Origin of the sequence: Timonella senegalensis JC301 (assembly GCF_000312125.1) — a bacterium.
GTDB classification, from domain to species: domain Bacteria; phylum Actinomycetota; class Actinomycetes; order Actinomycetales; family Cellulomonadaceae; genus Timonella; species Timonella senegalensis.
Genome location: NZ_HE978641.1, coordinates 828,326 through 845,327, shown reverse-complemented (window position 1 = coordinate 845,327; position 17,002 = coordinate 828,326). Strand labels below are relative to the sequence as shown.

The 17,002-nt window shown below is 61.9% G+C and carries 15 protein-coding genes; 9 read left to right on the top strand and 6 right to left on the bottom strand.

What is annotated here, in order from left to right; all coding sequences use genetic code 11:
* The 3 genes from HGSM_RS03590 to HGSM_RS03580 all read right to left on the bottom strand — a co-directional run.
* Positions 1–1,062 (bottom strand): ATP-binding cassette domain-containing protein (locus HGSM_RS03590; protein ID WP_040594287.1); only part of this gene is annotated, 1,062 nt, incomplete at its 3' end.
* A 419-nt stretch (positions 1,063–1,481) separates the two neighbouring features.
* Entirely contained in the window at positions 1,482–2,147 is a 666-nt protein-coding gene (locus HGSM_RS03585) for a ThuA domain-containing protein (RefSeq protein WP_019147373.1), read from the bottom strand.
* Between the two features lie 64 nt (positions 2,148–2,211).
* Positions 2,212–3,381 (bottom strand): ROK family transcriptional regulator, encoded by a 1,170-nt coding sequence (locus HGSM_RS03580; protein ID WP_019147372.1) that lies wholly within the window; start codon positions 3,379–3,381, stop codon positions 2,212–2,214.
* A 148-nt stretch (positions 3,382–3,529) separates the two neighbouring features.
* Between HGSM_RS03580 and HGSM_RS03575 the strand changes: the two genes are divergently transcribed.
* The 5 genes from HGSM_RS03575 (at position 3,530) to HGSM_RS03555 (ending at position 9,830) form a co-directional block, all read left to right on the top strand.
* A complete protein-coding gene (locus tag HGSM_RS03575) occupies positions 3,530–5,053 on the top strand; it encodes a sugar ABC transporter ATP-binding protein (RefSeq protein ID WP_040594284.1) in 1,524 nt (507 codons plus the stop codon).
* Positions 5,050–6,090, top strand: a complete 1,041-nt coding sequence (locus tag HGSM_RS03570; protein WP_019147369.1) for an ABC transporter permease — start codon at positions 5,050–5,052, stop codon at positions 6,088–6,090. Before HGSM_RS03575 ends, HGSM_RS03570 begins: the two co-directional genes overlap by 4 nt.
* A gap of 72 nt (positions 6,091–6,162) precedes the next feature.
* The gene (locus HGSM_RS03565) at positions 6,163–7,230 is read left to right on the top strand and encodes a substrate-binding domain-containing protein (RefSeq protein WP_019147368.1); all 1,068 of its coding nucleotides are present in this window, start codon (positions 6,163–6,165) and stop codon (positions 7,228–7,230) included.
* Between the two features lie 197 nt (positions 7,231–7,427).
* Positions 7,428–8,603, top strand: a complete 1,176-nt coding sequence (locus tag HGSM_RS03560; RefSeq protein ID WP_019147367.1) for a Gfo/Idh/MocA family protein — start codon at positions 7,428–7,430, stop codon at positions 8,601–8,603.
* A gap of 225 nt (positions 8,604–8,828) precedes the next feature.
* Positions 8,829–9,830 carry a sugar phosphate isomerase/epimerase family protein gene (locus HGSM_RS03555; protein ID WP_019147366.1) on the top strand — a complete coding sequence of 334 codons (1,002 nt, stop codon included), beginning with the start codon at positions 8,829–8,831 and terminating at the stop codon, positions 9,828–9,830.
* Positions 9,831–9,942: 112 nt separating this feature from the next.
* Here HGSM_RS03555 and HGSM_RS03550 read toward each other — a convergent pair whose 3' ends face one another.
* A complete protein-coding gene (locus HGSM_RS03550) occupies positions 9,943–10,653 on the bottom strand; it encodes a hypothetical protein (RefSeq protein ID WP_019147365.1) in 711 nt (236 codons plus the stop codon).
* Between the two features lie 286 nt (positions 10,654–10,939).
* On the opposite strand from HGSM_RS03550, the gene HGSM_RS03545 reads away from it, so the two are divergent.
* Positions 10,940–11,530, top strand: coding sequence for a TetR/AcrR family transcriptional regulator (locus HGSM_RS03545; protein WP_019147364.1), 591 nt, complete (start codon positions 10,940–10,942; stop codon positions 11,528–11,530).
* Between the two features lie 97 nt (positions 11,531–11,627).
* Complete coding sequence (locus tag HGSM_RS03540; protein WP_019147363.1) at positions 11,628–12,590, top strand: DUF5692 family protein; 963 nt, start codon at positions 11,628–11,630, stop codon at positions 12,588–12,590.
* Positions 12,591–12,683: 93 nt separating this feature from the next.
* Here HGSM_RS03540 and HGSM_RS03535 read toward each other — a convergent pair whose 3' ends face one another.
* Positions 12,684–13,739, bottom strand: coding sequence for a zinc-dependent alcohol dehydrogenase family protein (locus HGSM_RS03535; protein ID WP_019147362.1), 1,056 nt, complete (start codon positions 13,737–13,739; stop codon positions 12,684–12,686).
* 164 nt (positions 13,740–13,903) lie between these two features.
* On the bottom strand, positions 13,904–15,349 hold the full coding sequence (locus tag HGSM_RS03530; protein ID WP_051009661.1) for a CCA tRNA nucleotidyltransferase: 1,446 nt from the start codon (positions 15,347–15,349) through the stop codon (positions 13,904–13,906).
* Between the two features lie 232 nt (positions 15,350–15,581).
* On the opposite strand from HGSM_RS03530, the gene HGSM_RS03525 reads away from it, so the two are divergent.
* Complete coding sequence (locus HGSM_RS03525) at positions 15,582–16,229, top strand: NUDIX domain-containing protein (protein ID WP_019147360.1); 648 nt, start codon at positions 15,582–15,584, stop codon at positions 16,227–16,229.
* A 5-nt stretch (positions 16,230–16,234) separates the two neighbouring features.
* Positions 16,235–17,002, top strand: a 768-nt coding sequence (locus HGSM_RS14575) for a DUF6049 family protein (protein WP_195891334.1), incomplete at its 3' end; no start/stop codon positions are given.

The window sequence follows — 17,002 nt, the reverse complement described above, 5'->3', positions numbered from 1 at the left end:
TTGCAGATAAATGGTGCGGGAATCGTCGAAAATCTGGGCGATCCGCCGCGAACGCGGCACGTCCGGGTCCGGCAGGATCAGGTGAATGGCCTCGTCGTCCTTGAGGCGGGACTCGGCGGCGTCGAGCGCAGCCCGCGCCGATCCGATGCGATCGTCCATCAGCTGGCGGGTCGCCCCGGCGGTCACCTCGGCCTTGCGTTTGAGGCCACCGGCCAGGATCGGCGGCATGGATTTGGCCGCCTTGCGGCCCTGCGCCGCCCTTCGGGCGAGCTTGGTTTCAGCCTCAATCCGCTGCGTCTTTTCCAGCCTGAGCGCACTCTTTGCGCTGGTCACAGCCTGTTCTGCGGCGGCCTGCTCGCCCGCCTGATACGCCTCCCACTCGCTGAACGTCCCGCCAAACACGGACATCGAACCCTCGTACAGTTCCGCGGTTTCGTCCATGGTGTCCAGGAGGTCGCGATCGTGGCTGACCACGATCAGCGTGCCAGGCCACTTATCGACGATCGACCTGAGTCGGTCCCGCGTGCTGCGGTCGAGGTTGTTGGTGGGCTCGTCGAGGAGCGTGACCGAAGCTGCGCGCAGGCGCAGACCCGTGATCGCCACGAGCATCGATTCGCCGCCCGAGAGCGTTGCGACCGTCCGGTCAAGGTCGGCGGCGCTGAAGCCGAGGTCGCTCAGGTGCTCGTCCGCTCGGGTTTCAATATCCCAGTCATCGCCGATGATGTCGAAGTTCTCCACGCTGGCGTCGCCCGACTCGATGGCCTTGAGCGCCGTGAGTTTGGGGGCGATTCCGAGGAGCTCGGCGAGCGTGGTCGCGGTGTACATGGTGAGCGTCTGCGGGAGGTAGGTCACGTCCTGGGGGCGGTCAATCGTGCCGTGGGTCGGGCGCAGCACGCCGGCGATGAGCCGCAGGAGCGTGGACTTTCCGGTGCCGTTGCGGCCCACGAGGCCTGTGCGTCCGGAGCCGAATGTGCCGGAGATGCCGTCGAGGGCGATCTGGCCGTCGGGCCATTCGAACGTGAGATTGTTGAGGGTAACACTGTGGTTTTGGGGAGTTGGCATGCGAGCCTCCTGAGACCGTTGCCCCTAGTGGCGAGCCTAGTGCGCGAGGTGCTGCGGATGCCCTGCGATGCGGTGTCGATGTGAGTCGGCGAGGCGGTGCAGGGCTGCAACTGTGCGGAGGTGGTTGGCTCGGCCGTGCGCCTCATCGGCGGCGCGGGCGAAGGGTCGGTTGATGACAATGGGGACGGCGCTTCGGCGCCGCGTAGGCCACGGAACTGGTGCGATGGTCGCACTCTAGATGGGCTCGGCGAGCGGGCGCGGGTGGTCAATCAACCGGGTAATCACATGCGGCCATGGTAAGCATTGGCGGGGATGGGTGCGCAACTTATTTTCCACAACTCTCATCGAGAGTATTCCTGAGGCCACTCTCGATGTCGAGAGTGGCCTCAGGAATACTCTCGATGCAAAAAGACAGAGGGTTAGGTGCGAGCCGCCCACCTCACACCACGCACAATAACCTCTTGGACCTGCGGAAGCACAAGGTCACCCAGGGTATGCCCCACAGTGTTTACGAAGATTCGGCCCTTGCCCCACTGCCGCGTCCACACCACCGGCGCCTCCACGGAGGCTTCCCACGGGTCACCTTCGCGTACCGGAATCTCGGTAGTTGCCAGGACCTGGCACAGCGGGTCGGTAAGCACCCAGTATTGCTCGGAGTGCACGTCGAAATCCTCGATGCCCTCCATGATGGGGTGAGCGGAGCCCGCGGCGGATACGCGGACGGTGTAATCGACGAGGTCATGTGGGTGCGCAGCAAATGCGCCACCGATCATGTGAACGTAGTCGGTTGCCATGCGGAACGAGTCCACGATCCCGCCGTGCCAGCCCGCCAGCCCGACGCCGGAGCGCACTGCGGTGATGAGGCCGCGAAGCTCGTCAGGGAGGATCTCCCCCATGGTCCAGTTCTGGACGATGACGGCATGCTGCTGCAGGTAGTCGGTGTCGGCGTAGGCCTCGAGTGACTGCTCGGTTGTGACGTCGAAGCCGGCCTCTTCGAGGGCGGGGACCATGATGTCGGCGGACTCCCGGGGCGAGTGCCCTTCCCAGCCGCCGTAGACCAGTAGCGCCTTGGGCTTTTCAGTCACTTTTACTCCTTGTGTGCGTCGTTGCTACACGGAACGTCACCTTGAACATGGTGTCGATACAACACTATGCGAACAGGGCGTCAATAGCAGTAGGCGACAGCACGTGGTCAATGGCTAAATATGCGCCGCCGAGCACTCCGGCAGAGTCACGCGTTTGACTCGTGACAACGCGCAGGTGTTCGGTGGCGAGCGGCAGTGAGCGCCGGTAGAGAACTTCCCGGATTCCGGCCATGAGTTGCTCGCCGGCACCCACGAGCGCTCCTCCAACGACTACGAGGGACGGGTTGAGCATAGATACGCAGCCGGCGAGGATGGTTCCGACTTCACGGCCCGCGTCCCGCACCGCTGCGCGCGCGTCCGCGTTGCCGTCCTTCACTGCGGCGACCACTTCGGCAGTGCCGTCTACGTCCAGTCCCTTCTCGCGGAGGGCGCGAGCGAGCGCCGCGCCGCCGGCGACGGCTTCGAGGCAGCCGTAGTTTCCGCAGTTGCAGGGCGCTTCGCTGAACCCTGGCAGCGCGATGTGCCCGATGTCGCCTGCGGCGCCTTGGGCGCCGCGGCGCAGCGTTCCGTCGAGGATAATGCCTGATCCGATGCCGGTTGCCACCTTCACAAAGAGCATGTTGGTGTGTTCTTGCCAGCTTGTGCGCTGTTCCCCCACAGCCATGAGGTTGACGTCGTTATCCACGAGCACAGGTGCACCAAACGCGCGGCGAAGCGTTCCGGCTACGTCGTATCCGTCCCAACCGGGCATGATTGGAGGCGCCACAGGGCGCCCGGTCGCGTGCTCCACCGGGCCAGGTAAACCGATCCCTACCGCTGCGAGGTCGCTCAGTTCGTGGCCGGATTCGGCCACGAGGTCCTTACCCAGTTGGATGACTCGGGCCAAGACTTTTTCGGGTCCGTCTGCGATCCGCAGTGGTTCATCATGATTTACGACGATTGTGGCAGCTAAGTCCGCCACGGCAACTCGCGCGTGGGATGCGCCGAGATCTACTCCGAGCACGATGCGTGCGGTCGGGTTAAAGGCGAAGGTGGCTGGACGGCGCCCACCCGTGGAGGAAGCCTCACCAACTGAGGTGATGAGTCCCGCAGCAGTGAGGACATCAATCCTGGCCGCGATCGTGGAGCGGGCCTGACCGGTAATAGTGGCGAGTTCGGAGCGCGTTCGAGGGGTTCCATCACGTAGTAACTGGAACATCTCCCCTGCTCCCGTGGGGCGAGGCGCAAATTTCAACAGGCTCTCCATTCCACCAGTAAACCACGCTGTCTACCGTGTTTTGGTGTTTCGCTCTCGACACTTCTATCGGTCACGAATCAATAACGTTGAACACAACTGCCATCTTTTGATTGACAGCAATCAAAAGTCTATCTACTTTTGTCATATGGTCAACGTAGACCCCACCACACCGCTCTTGCGGATGAGCAACATCGTCAAACATTTCCCCGGGGCAAAAGCCCTCGATGGTGTAGACCTCGAGGTCCTCCCGGGCGAAGTGCACTGCCTCTTGGGGCAGAACGGTGCTGGAAAATCCACACTGATCAAGGTGCTTTCGGGCGCCCACCAGCCAGATTCCGGCATCATCACCCTCTCCGGCGAGGAAGTAAAGATCAGCAACCCCGTGGCTGCTCTCAAGATCGGAATCGCCACGATGTACCAGGAACTTGACGTCGTTGACGGCCTCTCCGTCGCCGAAAACGTCTTTATGGGCCACGAGCTGGCCACTGCTGGCGTGTCTAGGCGACGTGAGGCGTCCAAACGAACTCGAGAGATCCTCAACCAGCTTGGGCACCCGGAAATTCGGCCGTCTCGTGAGGTCGGGACCCTGTCGGCGGCCGGGAAGCAGATCGTCTCAATGGCCCGCGCGCTCTCCCACAACGCCAAGGTCATCGTGATGGATGAGCCATCGGCAGTCTTGGACTCAGAGGAAGTGGACAACCTGTTCAAGGTCGTCGAAGCACTTCAGAGTCGTGGCGTTGCCATCATTTACATCTCGCACCGCATGGACGAGATTCGTAGGATCGGTGACCGCATCACCGTGCTCAAGGATGGCCGTTCCGTGGGACAGAACCTAGACGCCCAAGAGACGCCGACCTTGGAACTCATCAAGCTCATGACCGGGCGTTCGGTGGAACACGCGATTCCTCCGCGGGTATCAGTGGACCGATCTGCGGATGCCGCATTGCTCGAGGTTTCGGACCTCGCGCTACCGGGCGTGTTCAGCGGGGTTTCGTTTCACGTGAAACCAGGAGAAATTCTGGGCATTGCGGGACTTGTGGGATCCGGCCGCTCCGAAATCCTAGAAACCCTGTACGGAGCGCGCCGGGCATCGCACGGAACAGTCACCGTGGACGGGAAGCCTGTGAAAAGGGGTTCTGTCCCTTCCGCTGTCGCCGCAGGAATCGGGTTGTGCCCTGAGGAACGCAAGAGCCAGGGGCTCATCCTTGGCGAACCGATCTATCGCAACGTCACGATGTCTACGTTCGCTCGGTTCGCCAAGTCAGGTTTGCTCAACGAGTCGGCTGAGCGGAAGGCGGCGCAGGAACAAGCCACTGCGCTCGACCTTCGCCCGGTAAACGTCAATAGGAACGCTGGCACCCTCTCGGGTGGTAACCAGCAGAAACTCATTCTGGCTCGGTGGCTCGTGCACGGATGCAGGGTCCTATTGCTCGATGAGCCAACTCGAGGAGTGGACGTCGGCGCCCGCTCTGAGATCTACCAGCTCATCACACGGCTGGCAGAGGAAGGCGCGGCAATCGTGGTCGTGTCCAGCGAAATCCCCGAGGTCTTAGGGCTCTCTGATCGGGTCATCGTGGTAGCCGACGGCTCCGTGGTGACCGAGTCCCCCGCGAGCGCCCTCACGGAAGAGGACGTTCTCAATCTTGTAATGGAAGGAAGTGCAGCATGAGTGAGACCACAACCTCCCCCGCGAGCAATGGTGCTCCACCTAACGCTGTTCCGGCACACACCCAGACCACATCCCGTCGGGGAAACGGTTCATTTGTCAGGAACATTGGACTGGTCGTTGCGCTTATTCTGTTGATCGCGGTGGGTGTTGTCACCTCGGGTGAGCGCTTCGCCTCCGTGGATAACCTCATGACGATCCTCAGGCTTGCCTCCGCGATGGGAGTGCTCGCGATCGGAATGACCTTTGTCATCACGACCGGAGGCATCGACCTCTCTGTCGGCGCAGTAATGGGTCTCTCCACAGTGTGGGCAACCACCCTGGCCACCCAAACCATGGCTCAGAACAGCACTTGGCTCGTCATCGCCGCAACAGCCATCATCGTGGGCCTCGTCTGTGGCGTGATCAACGGCGTGATCATCGCGTACGGAAAGGTCGTGGCCTTCATCGCCACCCTCGCCATGATGGTCGCCTCACGCGGCCTTGCGGAGATCATTTCCAACCGCCAAACCCAACTCATCAAGGTCAAGGAGTTCACCGCGTTCATGCGCGATTCCTTCCTTGGGATCCCCAACCTGGTCTGGATCATGATCGTTGTCGCGGTCATCGGATGGTTCATCATGAACCGCACAACCTTTGGGCGCCGCACCATCGCGGTTGGTGGAAACCCAGAAGCTGCCCGCTTGGCAGGCATCAATGTCCGCAGGCACCTCGTGTACGTGTACGCACTCTGTGGCACGACCGCCGGAATTGCAGCGGTCATGATGCTGGGGCGCACCAACTCGGGTTCCTCAACAACCGGTTACCTATACGAACTGGACGCCATTGCAGCCGTCGTGGTCGGCGGCACGCTACTTGTTGGTGGCCGCGGAACGATCGTGGGAACCCTCCTCGGAGTCCTCCTGTTCACCACCCTGACCAACGTCTTTGTTCAGAACAACATGTCGACCTCTGCCCAGGCAGTGGCAAAGGGCGTCATCATCGTCGCTGCAGTTCTCCTGCAGCAGCAGTTTGCGGCACGCGAAAAAGCACACACCTAACCCGGCTATACCCCGCAACTACACCTAGCCCCCTCAAAAGAAAACCAGCACGGACTATTCAAAGGAGAAATCATGTCCCGTATTTCCAAGACTCGCCGCGGCGCAGTCGCGCTGCTCTCCGCAGCAACCCTGACCCTTGGTCTGGCAGCCTGCACCTCAAACGAGGCCCCAGCCCCCGAAAACACGGGTTCCACCGGAACCACCGACGCCGGAACTGCTGGCGGCAACGACAACGACGCCCCGGGCGAGAAGGTCGTCATCGGCTTCTCAGCACCTGCCGCTGACCACGGCTGGATGGGCGTCATCACCAAGGCGGCACAGGCCGAGGCCAAGAAGTACTCGGACGTCGAGCTTCGCCTTGCTGAGGGCACCAACGACGTGTCCCTGCAGATCTCCCAGATCGAGGGCTTCATCAACGACAAGGTCGACGCCATCGTGCTCCTCCCCTTCGACGGTGACGCGCTGACGGAAATCTCGCTCGAGGCGATGAAGGCCGGAATCCCTGTCATCAACGTTGACCGCGAGTTCTCCAGCCCATTTGCGGCTCGCACCACGGTTCTCGGCGACAACTACGGCATGGGTGTGAGCGCTGGAACGTACATCTGTGAGCAGCTCGGCGACAACAAGGACGCAGTAGTTGCCGAAATCGCCGGTATCGACAACCTGCCTCTGACCCAGGACCGTTCCAAGGGCTTCGCTGATGCACTGGGCGACTGTGGCCTCAAGGTTGCCAACCGCGTAGCAGCAGACTTCACCGTGGCCGGCGGTGAGACCGCTGCCGCGAACCTCCTCCAGGCAGCACCAAAGATCGATGCCATCTGGAACCACGATGACGACCAGGGTGTTGGCGTCCTCTCCGCAATCGAGGCCGCAAACCGTGACGAGTTCTTCATGGTTGGTGGCGCGGGCTCCAAGAACGTCATGGAACACATCAAGGCCGGAGACTCCGTCCTGCAAGCAACTGTCATCTACCCATCCACTCAGGCTGCCGACGGCATCCGCCTGGCTCGCCTGATCGCTCACAACAAGTCGATGAGCGACCTGGTCTCCCACACCGTGCCACGCACTGTGCAGCTGTTCGCGCCCACCGTGACCAAGGACAACGTCGACGACTTCATCAACGACGCATTCGAGTCCTGACCAACGGATCTCCCACGCGGGTGGCTGCCGTTCGCATCGCGGCGGCCACCCACACTCTCAATCGAGAGTGGGCTCAATCCCGCTCTCGATAGGGAGAGCGCGCTCAATCCCACTCTCGTTGGGAGGAAATGGAGCATCGCACGTCGCTCCACCCCAAACCCAGCACCACCCAACCCAGAACCTCTTAGGGGAACCGGATGAACACTGAACCACAGCGCGAACTCGGCGTAGCCATGATCGGCTACGCGTTCATGGGAGCCGCGCACTCTCAGGGCTGGCGTACCGCGCCACACTTTTTTAATCTGCCGCTCCACCCCGCCATGCGGGTCGTCGCGGGGCGCAACGCGGCCAACGTCGAGGCCGCAGCCCACACGCTTGGGTGGGCAGAATCGTCGACAAGCTGGCATGACCTGCTGGAACGCGACGACATCGACGTCATCGACATCTGCACTCCGGGCGATTCTCACCACGAGATCGCAATCGCGGCACTGGAGGCGGGCAAGCACGTGTTGTGCGAGAAGCCGCTCGCCAACTCCGTGAAAGAGGCAGAGGAGATGGCAGCGGCCGCAGAGCGCGCGGCCGCCAACGGCGTCCTCGCCATGGTCGGCTTCACATACCGCCGGGTCCCGGCAATCCAGCTTGCCCGCAAGCTTGTGGCCGATGGAAAGATCGGCGAGATCCACCACGTCCGCGCGCAGTACCTGCAAGACTGGCTCACTGACCCATCCGCTCCCCTGTCCTGGCGGCTCGATAAGGCGAAGGCCGGGTCTGGTGCGCTCGGGGACATTGGCGCGCACATCGTGGACATGACCCAGTTCATCACCGGACAGTCGATCACCGAGGTCTCGGGTGCGCTTCGGACGTTCGTGTCGCAGCGTCCGGTGGCGGAGGAGTTCGCCGGTTTGTCGGGCAAAGGCGGCTCTGAGATGGGTCCAGTGACTGTCGACGATTCAGCCACGTTCCTTGCACAACTGTCCGGTGGCGCTGTGGGCGTGTATGAGGCCACTCGGTTTGCGAACGGCCGCAAGAACGCGATCCGTATCGAGATCAACGGGTCCAAGGGCTCGCTCGCGTTCGACTTTGAGGACATGAACGTCCTGCACTTCTTCGACGGCACAGACCCCGGAGAAACCGCAGGATTCCGCCGAATCGTGGTCACGGAGCCGGAGCACGCGTACATCGCGAACTGGTGGCCGGCAGGCCACGGGCTCGGCTACGAGCACGGCTTCACCCACCAGGTCGTTGACCTGGTGAATGCGATAGCCACCGGCACCCAGCCGGAGCCGAGTTTTGCGGATGGCCTGCAGGTCCAGCGGGTACTAGACGCGGTGGAACGCAGTTCGAACGAGCGTGCCGGGTGGACCTCGGTCTAGCCGCCTAGTCCCCCCCAGCCAGCCCTCCTCAACCCACCCCCACCTCAACCCATCTCGTCCAAACGATCGAGAGTATTCCTGAGCCCACTCTTGAGGTCGAGAGTGGGCTCAGGAATACTCACGACGAAACGGGGGTGCAACTAGGCTGCACCCCCACCGAAAGCAACCAGAATCGTCGAAAATCCTGTACAAGAACTAGTCAGCAGTTACGAAAGGGAGCCAAAGATGCCTCGTCCAGTCACTCTGTTTACCGGCCAATGGGCCGATCTGCCGTTCGAAGAAGTCGCGCGTCTCGCCTCGGGCTGGGGGTATGACGGGCTGGAGATCGCCTGCTGGGGCGACCACCTAGACCCGTGGCGCTGGGACGATGAGGCGTACGTTGCGGATCGTTTAGCGATCCTCGAAAAGTACAACCTCAAGGTCTACGCGATCTCGAACCACCTCAAGGGCCAGGCCGTGTGCGACGACCCGATCGACCAGCGCCACCGCGACATCCTGCCGGACGTTGTGTGGGGCGACGGCGACCCGGAGGGCGTACGCCAGCGCGCCGCCGAGGAAATGAAGAACACAGCCCGCCTGGCCGCGAAGCTCGGCGTCAAGGTTGTCGTCGGGTTCACTGGCTCGGCAATCTGGAAGTACGTGGCGATGTTCCCGCCCGTATCCCAGGAGGCGATCGACGCCGGCTACCAGGACTTCGCGGACCGCTGGAACCCTATCCTCGATGTGTTCGATGAGGTCGGCGTGAAGTTCGCGCACGAGGTGCACCCTTCGGAGATCGCGTACGACTACTGGACCACCGTGCGCACGCTCGAGGCGATCGGCCACCGCGAGGCGTTCGGCCTGAACTGGGACCCGAGCCACATGGTGTGGCAGGACATTGACCCGGTTGGTTTCCTGTGGGACTTCAAGGACCGGATCTACCACGTGGACTGCAAGGACACCAAGAAGCGCATGCACAACGGCCGCAATGGCCGCATGGGCTCCCACCTCGCATGGGCTGATCCGCGGCGTGGCTGGGACTTCATTTCCACTGGTCACGGCGACGTCCCGTGGGAGGACGCGTTCCGGATGCTCAACGCGATCGGCTATGACGGCCCCATCTCCGTGGAGTGGGAGGACGCCGGAATGGACAGGCTCATCGGTGCGCCAGAGGCGCTCGAGTTTGTGCGCCGGCTCGCGTTTGACCAGCCGGACGCCGCCTTTGATGCGGCCTTCAGCACCAAGTAGTCGCGATGTAGTAGTGGCGGGTGGCCCCTTAGGGCCGCCCGCCACACTTTTGGCATTATTCACGACGATCGTGGTCACCCACCGATCAGCCGACCCGGCAAGCAGGTCCCCACTATTTTTGGGCCGTGAACGTGGCCAGTTGCTTCTTCACAATCGGTTCGTAGGCGGACCGAATGGCTGCTAGATGATCTTCACCATCGGCGGGACTTACGTCGTCAAAGACGATGTAAGAGGATCCGGCAGCAACGAAGCTGGAGAAGGAAACCTGGTCGATTTGCTCTTGCGTGACCGTATCCACGCCCTCGAGCCAGACCGCTACGGCCTTGGAGTCCCCTGGGGCAATCGACAGTGCTCCCGAGATGTAGGTGGCTTGGCCGCCTCCCGGAACGTTGTCTACCTCGAGACCGATGATCGGCACAATCTGCCTGCCGTTGTTCGTCACCACGGAGTACAGAATCGTGCCGCCCTCCGCGGGTACGGCGTAGACGTCGGTTCGGAAAGTCGCGCTCCCCGGGAACACGGAGCTTCCGTTGTCCCAGCCGTCCCCATCCGTGCCCAAGAGAGCACCGGTGCCAAGGCCCTCCTCGTACAAAACCTCGCGAACAGCAGACCGGACTTCCGAGTTGTCGTCCGTGGCGAAGCTAATAGTGCAACTGTTCAGGATGGCAAGCACAAGAATCGCGATGATCAGGCCGCGCTCTCGGATCGAGGGACGGCGCCACTTGTGCGGGATACCGGGATCGGACATCTGGTGCGGCAGGTAAGGAGAACTACTGGTGTCGTAGTTCTGGCTGCCCGAGTCGAACGGAGGCGGCGTAGTCATGTCCACAACCTACCGTTTATTCGTCTACGCAGGTAGGGGTAGTTTCTTCTCGACGGTTCACGCGCCTACCAGCACATGTGCTGGTAGGCGCCCATGGAAAGAAGCACTCCAACCGCACCGCGAGAAGCACGCGTTTTTCCTCTTCACGCCGTTACGCCGGGACCAAAGGCTCAACTTCCCACTTCTCTATTGACGATGTGTCAATAGCGGGCATAGCGTGGCCTTACCAGCACAGACTCGGGCTCACTAGATGGCGAACCCTTCACAAGGGAGGCGGCAGGAAATCATGGCACAACGATTTGCTCCTGACGAACGTTCCGCTGAAATTACCGCAGCGGCTCGGACCCTATTTGCCACACGTGGGATCGCAAAGACCTCGTTCACGGATGTTGCCCGTGAAGTTGGGGTAGCCAGAGGGCTCATCTACCACTATTTCCCTGATAAAGATGCCCTCGTCACCGCCGTACTCGACCAGCACGTGGCACGCTTCGTGACATCAGTCCAAGAATGGGATGGCGCCCGTGAACCGGGCAACATCAACAAGGCACTCGTAGACTGCATTTCGCTGTTACGCAGCCACCTGCGATCCATGAACCCAATGCACACGGAGTTGCAACGAGTGGAGAACACGGGACTGTACAACCGGTTCCTTCATCAGGCTGTCACGGCAATCGTTGATTGCCTCCAACTGACCACCATCGAGGCCTACGCCAAACTCCACCGCATCGAGATTTCGCACGTGCGCGAGACCTTCTACGTGCTGATCTATGGCTTGGTTGGGCTCGCACGCAACAACCCTGCGGTGGGCGACGACGTGCTCATCGACATTACGCGGCAGGTGCTACGCCTACCGGTGGAGGTGGGCGACCCCCAGTAGCCTCCACTATGCTCCTTCCGCGCAGGAGCTTCTCGATTCTAGAGGGGATGCAACCATCCACCGCTGCCTCGCGCAGCACCACCCCCAGGAGAATATCGTGTTCCTCTTTGAGTCCCTGACCTGGTATCAGGTCGCCATGTGGTTTGTGGTTCTTGGCGTGCTGATTGGCTTAAACGAGCTAGTCCGCTGGTCCAAGGTCGCCGCATATGCGATTTTCATTGTCCTTCCCATCATCCTGACCATCTTTGTGTGGCCACACACCGCCGGTGCCGGTTCGTCCACGGGCACGTGGTTCCACTGGGTCAAGGTCTATTCCGCTTTGGCCGGCTGTATCGGCTTCATGGTCATCAGGTACAACCCGCGCGTTGCCGCGAACAAGTACGCGCTATGGTTCCCTCCAGCCATCCTTGGCCTCAACATCCTGGAAGCCGTTATCCGTGATTTCCAAGTTGCAGGTATGTCCGAGGGAATGGTCGACGGCGTCTACATGATCGGCGGATCATGGAACGTCATGAACGGCATCGCGGGAATCATTAACCTCGTGACAATCTGCGGCTGGGTTGGAATCTTCATCTCACGCGATCGCTTCCAAGACATGCTGTGGCCCGACATGCTGTGGTTCTGGATCATCGCGTACGATCTGTGGAACTTCGCATACGTCTACAACTGCGTTGGGGACCACGCGTTCTACGCTGGCGCCGCTCTACTTATCTCGTGCACCATCCCGGCGTTCTTCATCCGGCGCGGAGCGTGGCTGCAGCACCGCGCGCACACGCTCGCGTTCTGGATGATGTTCACCATGGCCGTGCCGTCATTCGTGACCAGTTCCAAGTTCGCTGTGGAGTCCTCGCACAACCCCACCGCACTGTTCGTGGTGTCGTTCCTTTCCCTGGTCGTGAACGTTGCGGTCCTGATTTACCAGGTCCGCACCATCGCGACCAAACGCCGTCACCCGCTCAAGGATGAGCTCTACCCTGAGCTCCCGGCCTTCCAGAAGGTCGCAGCGCTGCGCGGCGAAGCCGCGACCACCAGCCCACTGGCAACCACGGCTACGTCCTAGTTATTCTCGACGATTCACGCGCCTACCAGCACATGTGCTGGTAGGCGCGTGGATCGTCGTCAATCAGGTTTTCCCGCAGGCGGGAGCGGGCGGTCAGGCGTTCAGGACCACCTTGAGCGCCTTGGTCTGGGCCGCGTTTCCGAACACCTCGTACGCCTCCATCATCGAGTGGAGGTTGAAGGTGTGGCTCACGAACTTCTCGGGGTGGATCTTGTCCTCAGCGAGGAGCTTGAGGAGCATTTCCGTGGTGTTCGTGTTGACCAGGCCCGTGGTGACGGTGATGTTCTCGATCCACAGGCGGTCGATTGGGAAGGACACGGGGGCGCCGTGCACACCCACGTTGGCCACGCGTCCTCCGGGGCGGATGATGTCGAGTGACATGTCCCAGGTGGCAGGGATACCCACGGCCTCAATGGCGACGTCGACGCCGAGGCCGTCGGTGAGTGCCATGACCTCGTCCTTCCAACCGGCGCCTCCCGAGTTCACACCGTGCGTGGCACCGAATGTCTGGGCCTGCTCGATGCGGTTCTGGTCGAGGTCGATCGCGATCACCTTGGAGGGGCCGTACAGCTGTGCAGTCAGGATAGCGGCCAGGCCCACAGGGCCCGTACCAATGACGGCAACGACGTCTCCCGGCTTGACTCCGCCGTATTGGACGCCGATCTCGTGTCCGGTGGGCAGGATATCGGAGAGCAGGACTGCCTTTTCGTTGGTGACATGCTCAGGCAGTTTGTACACGGACGTGTCCGCGAACGGAACGCGCACGTATTCTGCCTGGGTGCCGTCGATCAGGTGGCCGAAGATCCAGCCAATACCCGGTGCTCCCTCGTCGGCCTGACAGTGCGAGTACATGCCCTTCTTGCAGTAGCCACAGCGTCCACAGGCGGAGACGCAGGAGATCAGTACCCGGTCGCCCACGGCGACCGTGGAGACGGCGTCTCCCACCTCCGTGACGCGTCCAACTCCCTCGTGCCCAAGGATCCTGCCCTCGGTAACTGCAGGTACGTCACCCTTGAGAATGTGCAGGTCAGTGCCGCAAATTGTGGTTGCTTCGATCTTGACGATGATGTCCGTTGGCTTTTGGAGGACGGGTTCGGGAACGTCATCCCAACTCTTCTGGCCTGGACCGTGATAAACGAGTGCCTTCATCGATCTCATCTCCCTTGATGGTGGGCTCAACGGTTCGAGCCCAAGATGCTCGCAGTCCGCCTGACTGCGAAGGGCCACTTGCCGCCGCCTCATCACACCGCGAGCGCCGTGACCTACTTCGACGCTAACAGGGTTGCGACCCACCGGGAGGGTGAAGAAATCGATCAGTTCTCGTACGTACGGGTTCCTTCGAACTCGCCCGCGTGCTCTCCCCACCATGCCAAGAGTCGCTCGCGCGCGGCGTCCTCGCCCAGTGGGCCTTCGTCGAGGCGAAGCTCCATGAGGAACTTGTAGGCGCCACCCACAGCGCGCCCCGGCTTGATGCCCAGGATCGACATGATCTGCTCGCCGTCTAGGTCTGGGCGGATCGCTGCCAGCTCCTCTTCCTTCGCGAGTACTTCGATGCGTTCTTCGAGCGAGTCGTAGGCGCCGGAGAGCTTGCGGGCCTTGGCCTTGTTGCGGGTAGTGCAGTCGGCGCGGGTGAGCCTGTGCAGACGTTCGAGCAGCGGCCCAGCGTCGGTGACGTAGCGCCGCACGGCCGAGTCGGTCCAGGCCCCTTCACCGTAACCGTGGAAGCGCAGGTGGAGTTCGATCAGGCGGGATACCGCCTTGATGGTTTCCTTGTCATACTTGAGCGCGCGCATGCGCTTGGCGGCCATCTTGGCTCCCACGAGCTCGTGGTGGTGGAAGGACACCGAGCCGTTGGCCTCGAACTTGCGGGTGGCTGGTTTGCCAATGTCGTGAAGCAGGGCGGCGAGGCGCAGCACGAGATCCGGGCCAGGCACTGCCCCGTCTGGTCCCGTCTCAAGGTCGATCGCCTGCTGCAGCACCGTCAGGGAGTGCGAGTACACGTCCTTGTGGCGCTTGTGCTCGTCCGTGGCTTCCTTCATGCCGGGAACCTCGGGGATCACGCGCGCCGCGAGCCCAGAATCCACCAGAACGCCCAGTCCGCGCACGGGGTCCGCGGAGACCATGAGTTTGTTCAACTCGTCGTGGACGCGCTCGGCGGACACGATCTCGATCCGGTCCGCCATCGCCACCATTGCGGCAAACGCGGACTCCTCAACGTCGAATCCCAGCTGTCCAGCGAACCGGGCGGCTCGCATCATCCGCAGTGGATCGTCGTCAAACGACTTTTCGGGCGCGATGGGCGTGCGCAGCACACCCGCGGCCAGGTCCTCGAGACCCCCAAACGGGTCCACAAACTCGCGCTGTGGCAGGCGGATGGCCATTGCGTTGACGGTGAAGTCGCGGCGGGACAGGTCGCCCTCGATGTTGTCGCCAAAGGCGACAACGGGCTTGCGGGAGGCGGGATCGTACTCGTCGGAACGGTACGTGGTCACCTCAACCACGGCCTCGGCGGTGTCGCCCTTGGCAAATTTCTTGGCGCCGATCGTGCCGAACTCCTTGCCAATGTCCCAGTGCGCGTCGCCCCACTTGGCTAGGAGCGCTTGAGTCTCGTCAGGGGAAGCGGAGGTGGTGAAATCTAGGTCGTGAGAAACCCTGCCCAGCAGCGCATCTCGGACCGGACCGCCCACTATCGCCAGTTCGTGGCCGGCGGCCGCAAACACCTCACCCAACTCGACCACGATGGGGTCCATGTGGGCCATGACAGCCGCCGTGCGACGACGCAGCAGGTCAAGGTCGGTGGAAGGGGTATTTTCAGACAACTGGAGATCTCCGAATCAGGGGGTGTTGGGCCGGACCGGGACAAACCCGAGGTCGTCCTACAGGGCACAAGTTCCCAATTGTTTCATTAATAGTGGTGGTTTTCGTGGCGAATGTGAGGGGCTACCGGGTGGCCAGCACCCAAACCCGCCTAACTAAAGATAAGGTGTCGATATGTCCACCAACGAGCGCCCCGACGACCGCATGGCGGTCCCCGCGCCCCCGGGTGGTCACCCCTTGAGGATAAACCCGAACCGCCCGCGGCACGCACCCGTCACCCACAACAATCCGTCCGTGGGTTCGTCTGACCTGCCCATTGCCGAGGAAACGTCCGCCGGTGGGCTGGTTGTGAAGTTCGAATCCGGCTCGTTTTTTGCCGCGGTCATTGCCCGCCGCAATCGCGCGGGTCGACTCGAATGGTGCCTCCCCAAGGGCCACCTCGAAGGCGAGGAAACAGCCGAGGAAGCCGCGATCCGTGAGATCCAGGAGGAGACCGGAATCACGGGTGAGATTCGCCGCCCCTTGGGCAAGATCGACTACTGGTTCACGGGCGATGACCGCCGCGTGCACAAGGTGGTTCACCACTTCCTCCTCGACGCCTCGGGCGGATTCCTGACCGTCGAGGGCGACCCCGATTCTGAGGCCGAGGATGTGGAATGGATCTCCTTCTCCGAGCTCGGTGACCGCCTGAGTTACCCTAACGAGCGCCGCCTCGCCGCGATCGCGCACGGAATCCTGCTGGAACGCCGCGCCGAGAACCTGCGCCGGCTGCACGCCCCATTCCATCGTGAAGGCGATTCACAGGAAAAGCCGGAACAATAGGTGTGATGTCCTGGAGCTTTGGAACCCCAATTCTTGAGAGGGCGGCTGACCCGCGCGCTGCGCGGTCGGCCGTTCTTGTTGTGCTACTCGCTGTGCTCGCGCTGGTTTTTCCGCTGGCTGCGCCGTCTTTTGCCATTAACGACGATTCACAGGACACCTCCGCCACCTCGCCCCTGTCTCGGGTTGGGTCGGTTGGGCTGGCAGGCTCCGACCTTGTGGAGTCTTCGAGCGCTACCGGCGGCCTCGGCACATTAGCTCTGGCCTCGGACGTAGACCGGTCCGATTCCGTACACGGCATGCTCGAGCTTCAGGCAATCAGCCCCATGGTCGTGCGCCCTGACGATGCGGTGACCGTGCAGGTCAAGATCACGAACACGTCCAAGTCCACGATCAAGGACGCCGCGGTGTCCCTCGAACTCCTGACGCACCGATTCACCTCGCGAACAGGGATTGCACAGTGGGCCGGCCAGGGTGAGCAGACTTCACTTCCCGTAACGCTGGTCAAGAAGCAGGAGATTGCTGACCCCATCAAGGCTGGCGAGAGCGTCACCGCCCGCATCAAGTTTGCTGCGTCTGACTTGAGGCTCATCGGCGGGTTAGATGGCTGGGGTCCCCGTGGAATCTCGGTCAGGCTGGGTGGCGAGCAAAAGAAGAAGGTCAACGCGAACCTCGATGTCGTGCGCTCCTACCTACTCTGGTACTCGGCACCCGCAGACACTGAGCCCTCGCTGAACCTGGCGACCACTGCACTATTGACGGGCCCCGCCGTGGAC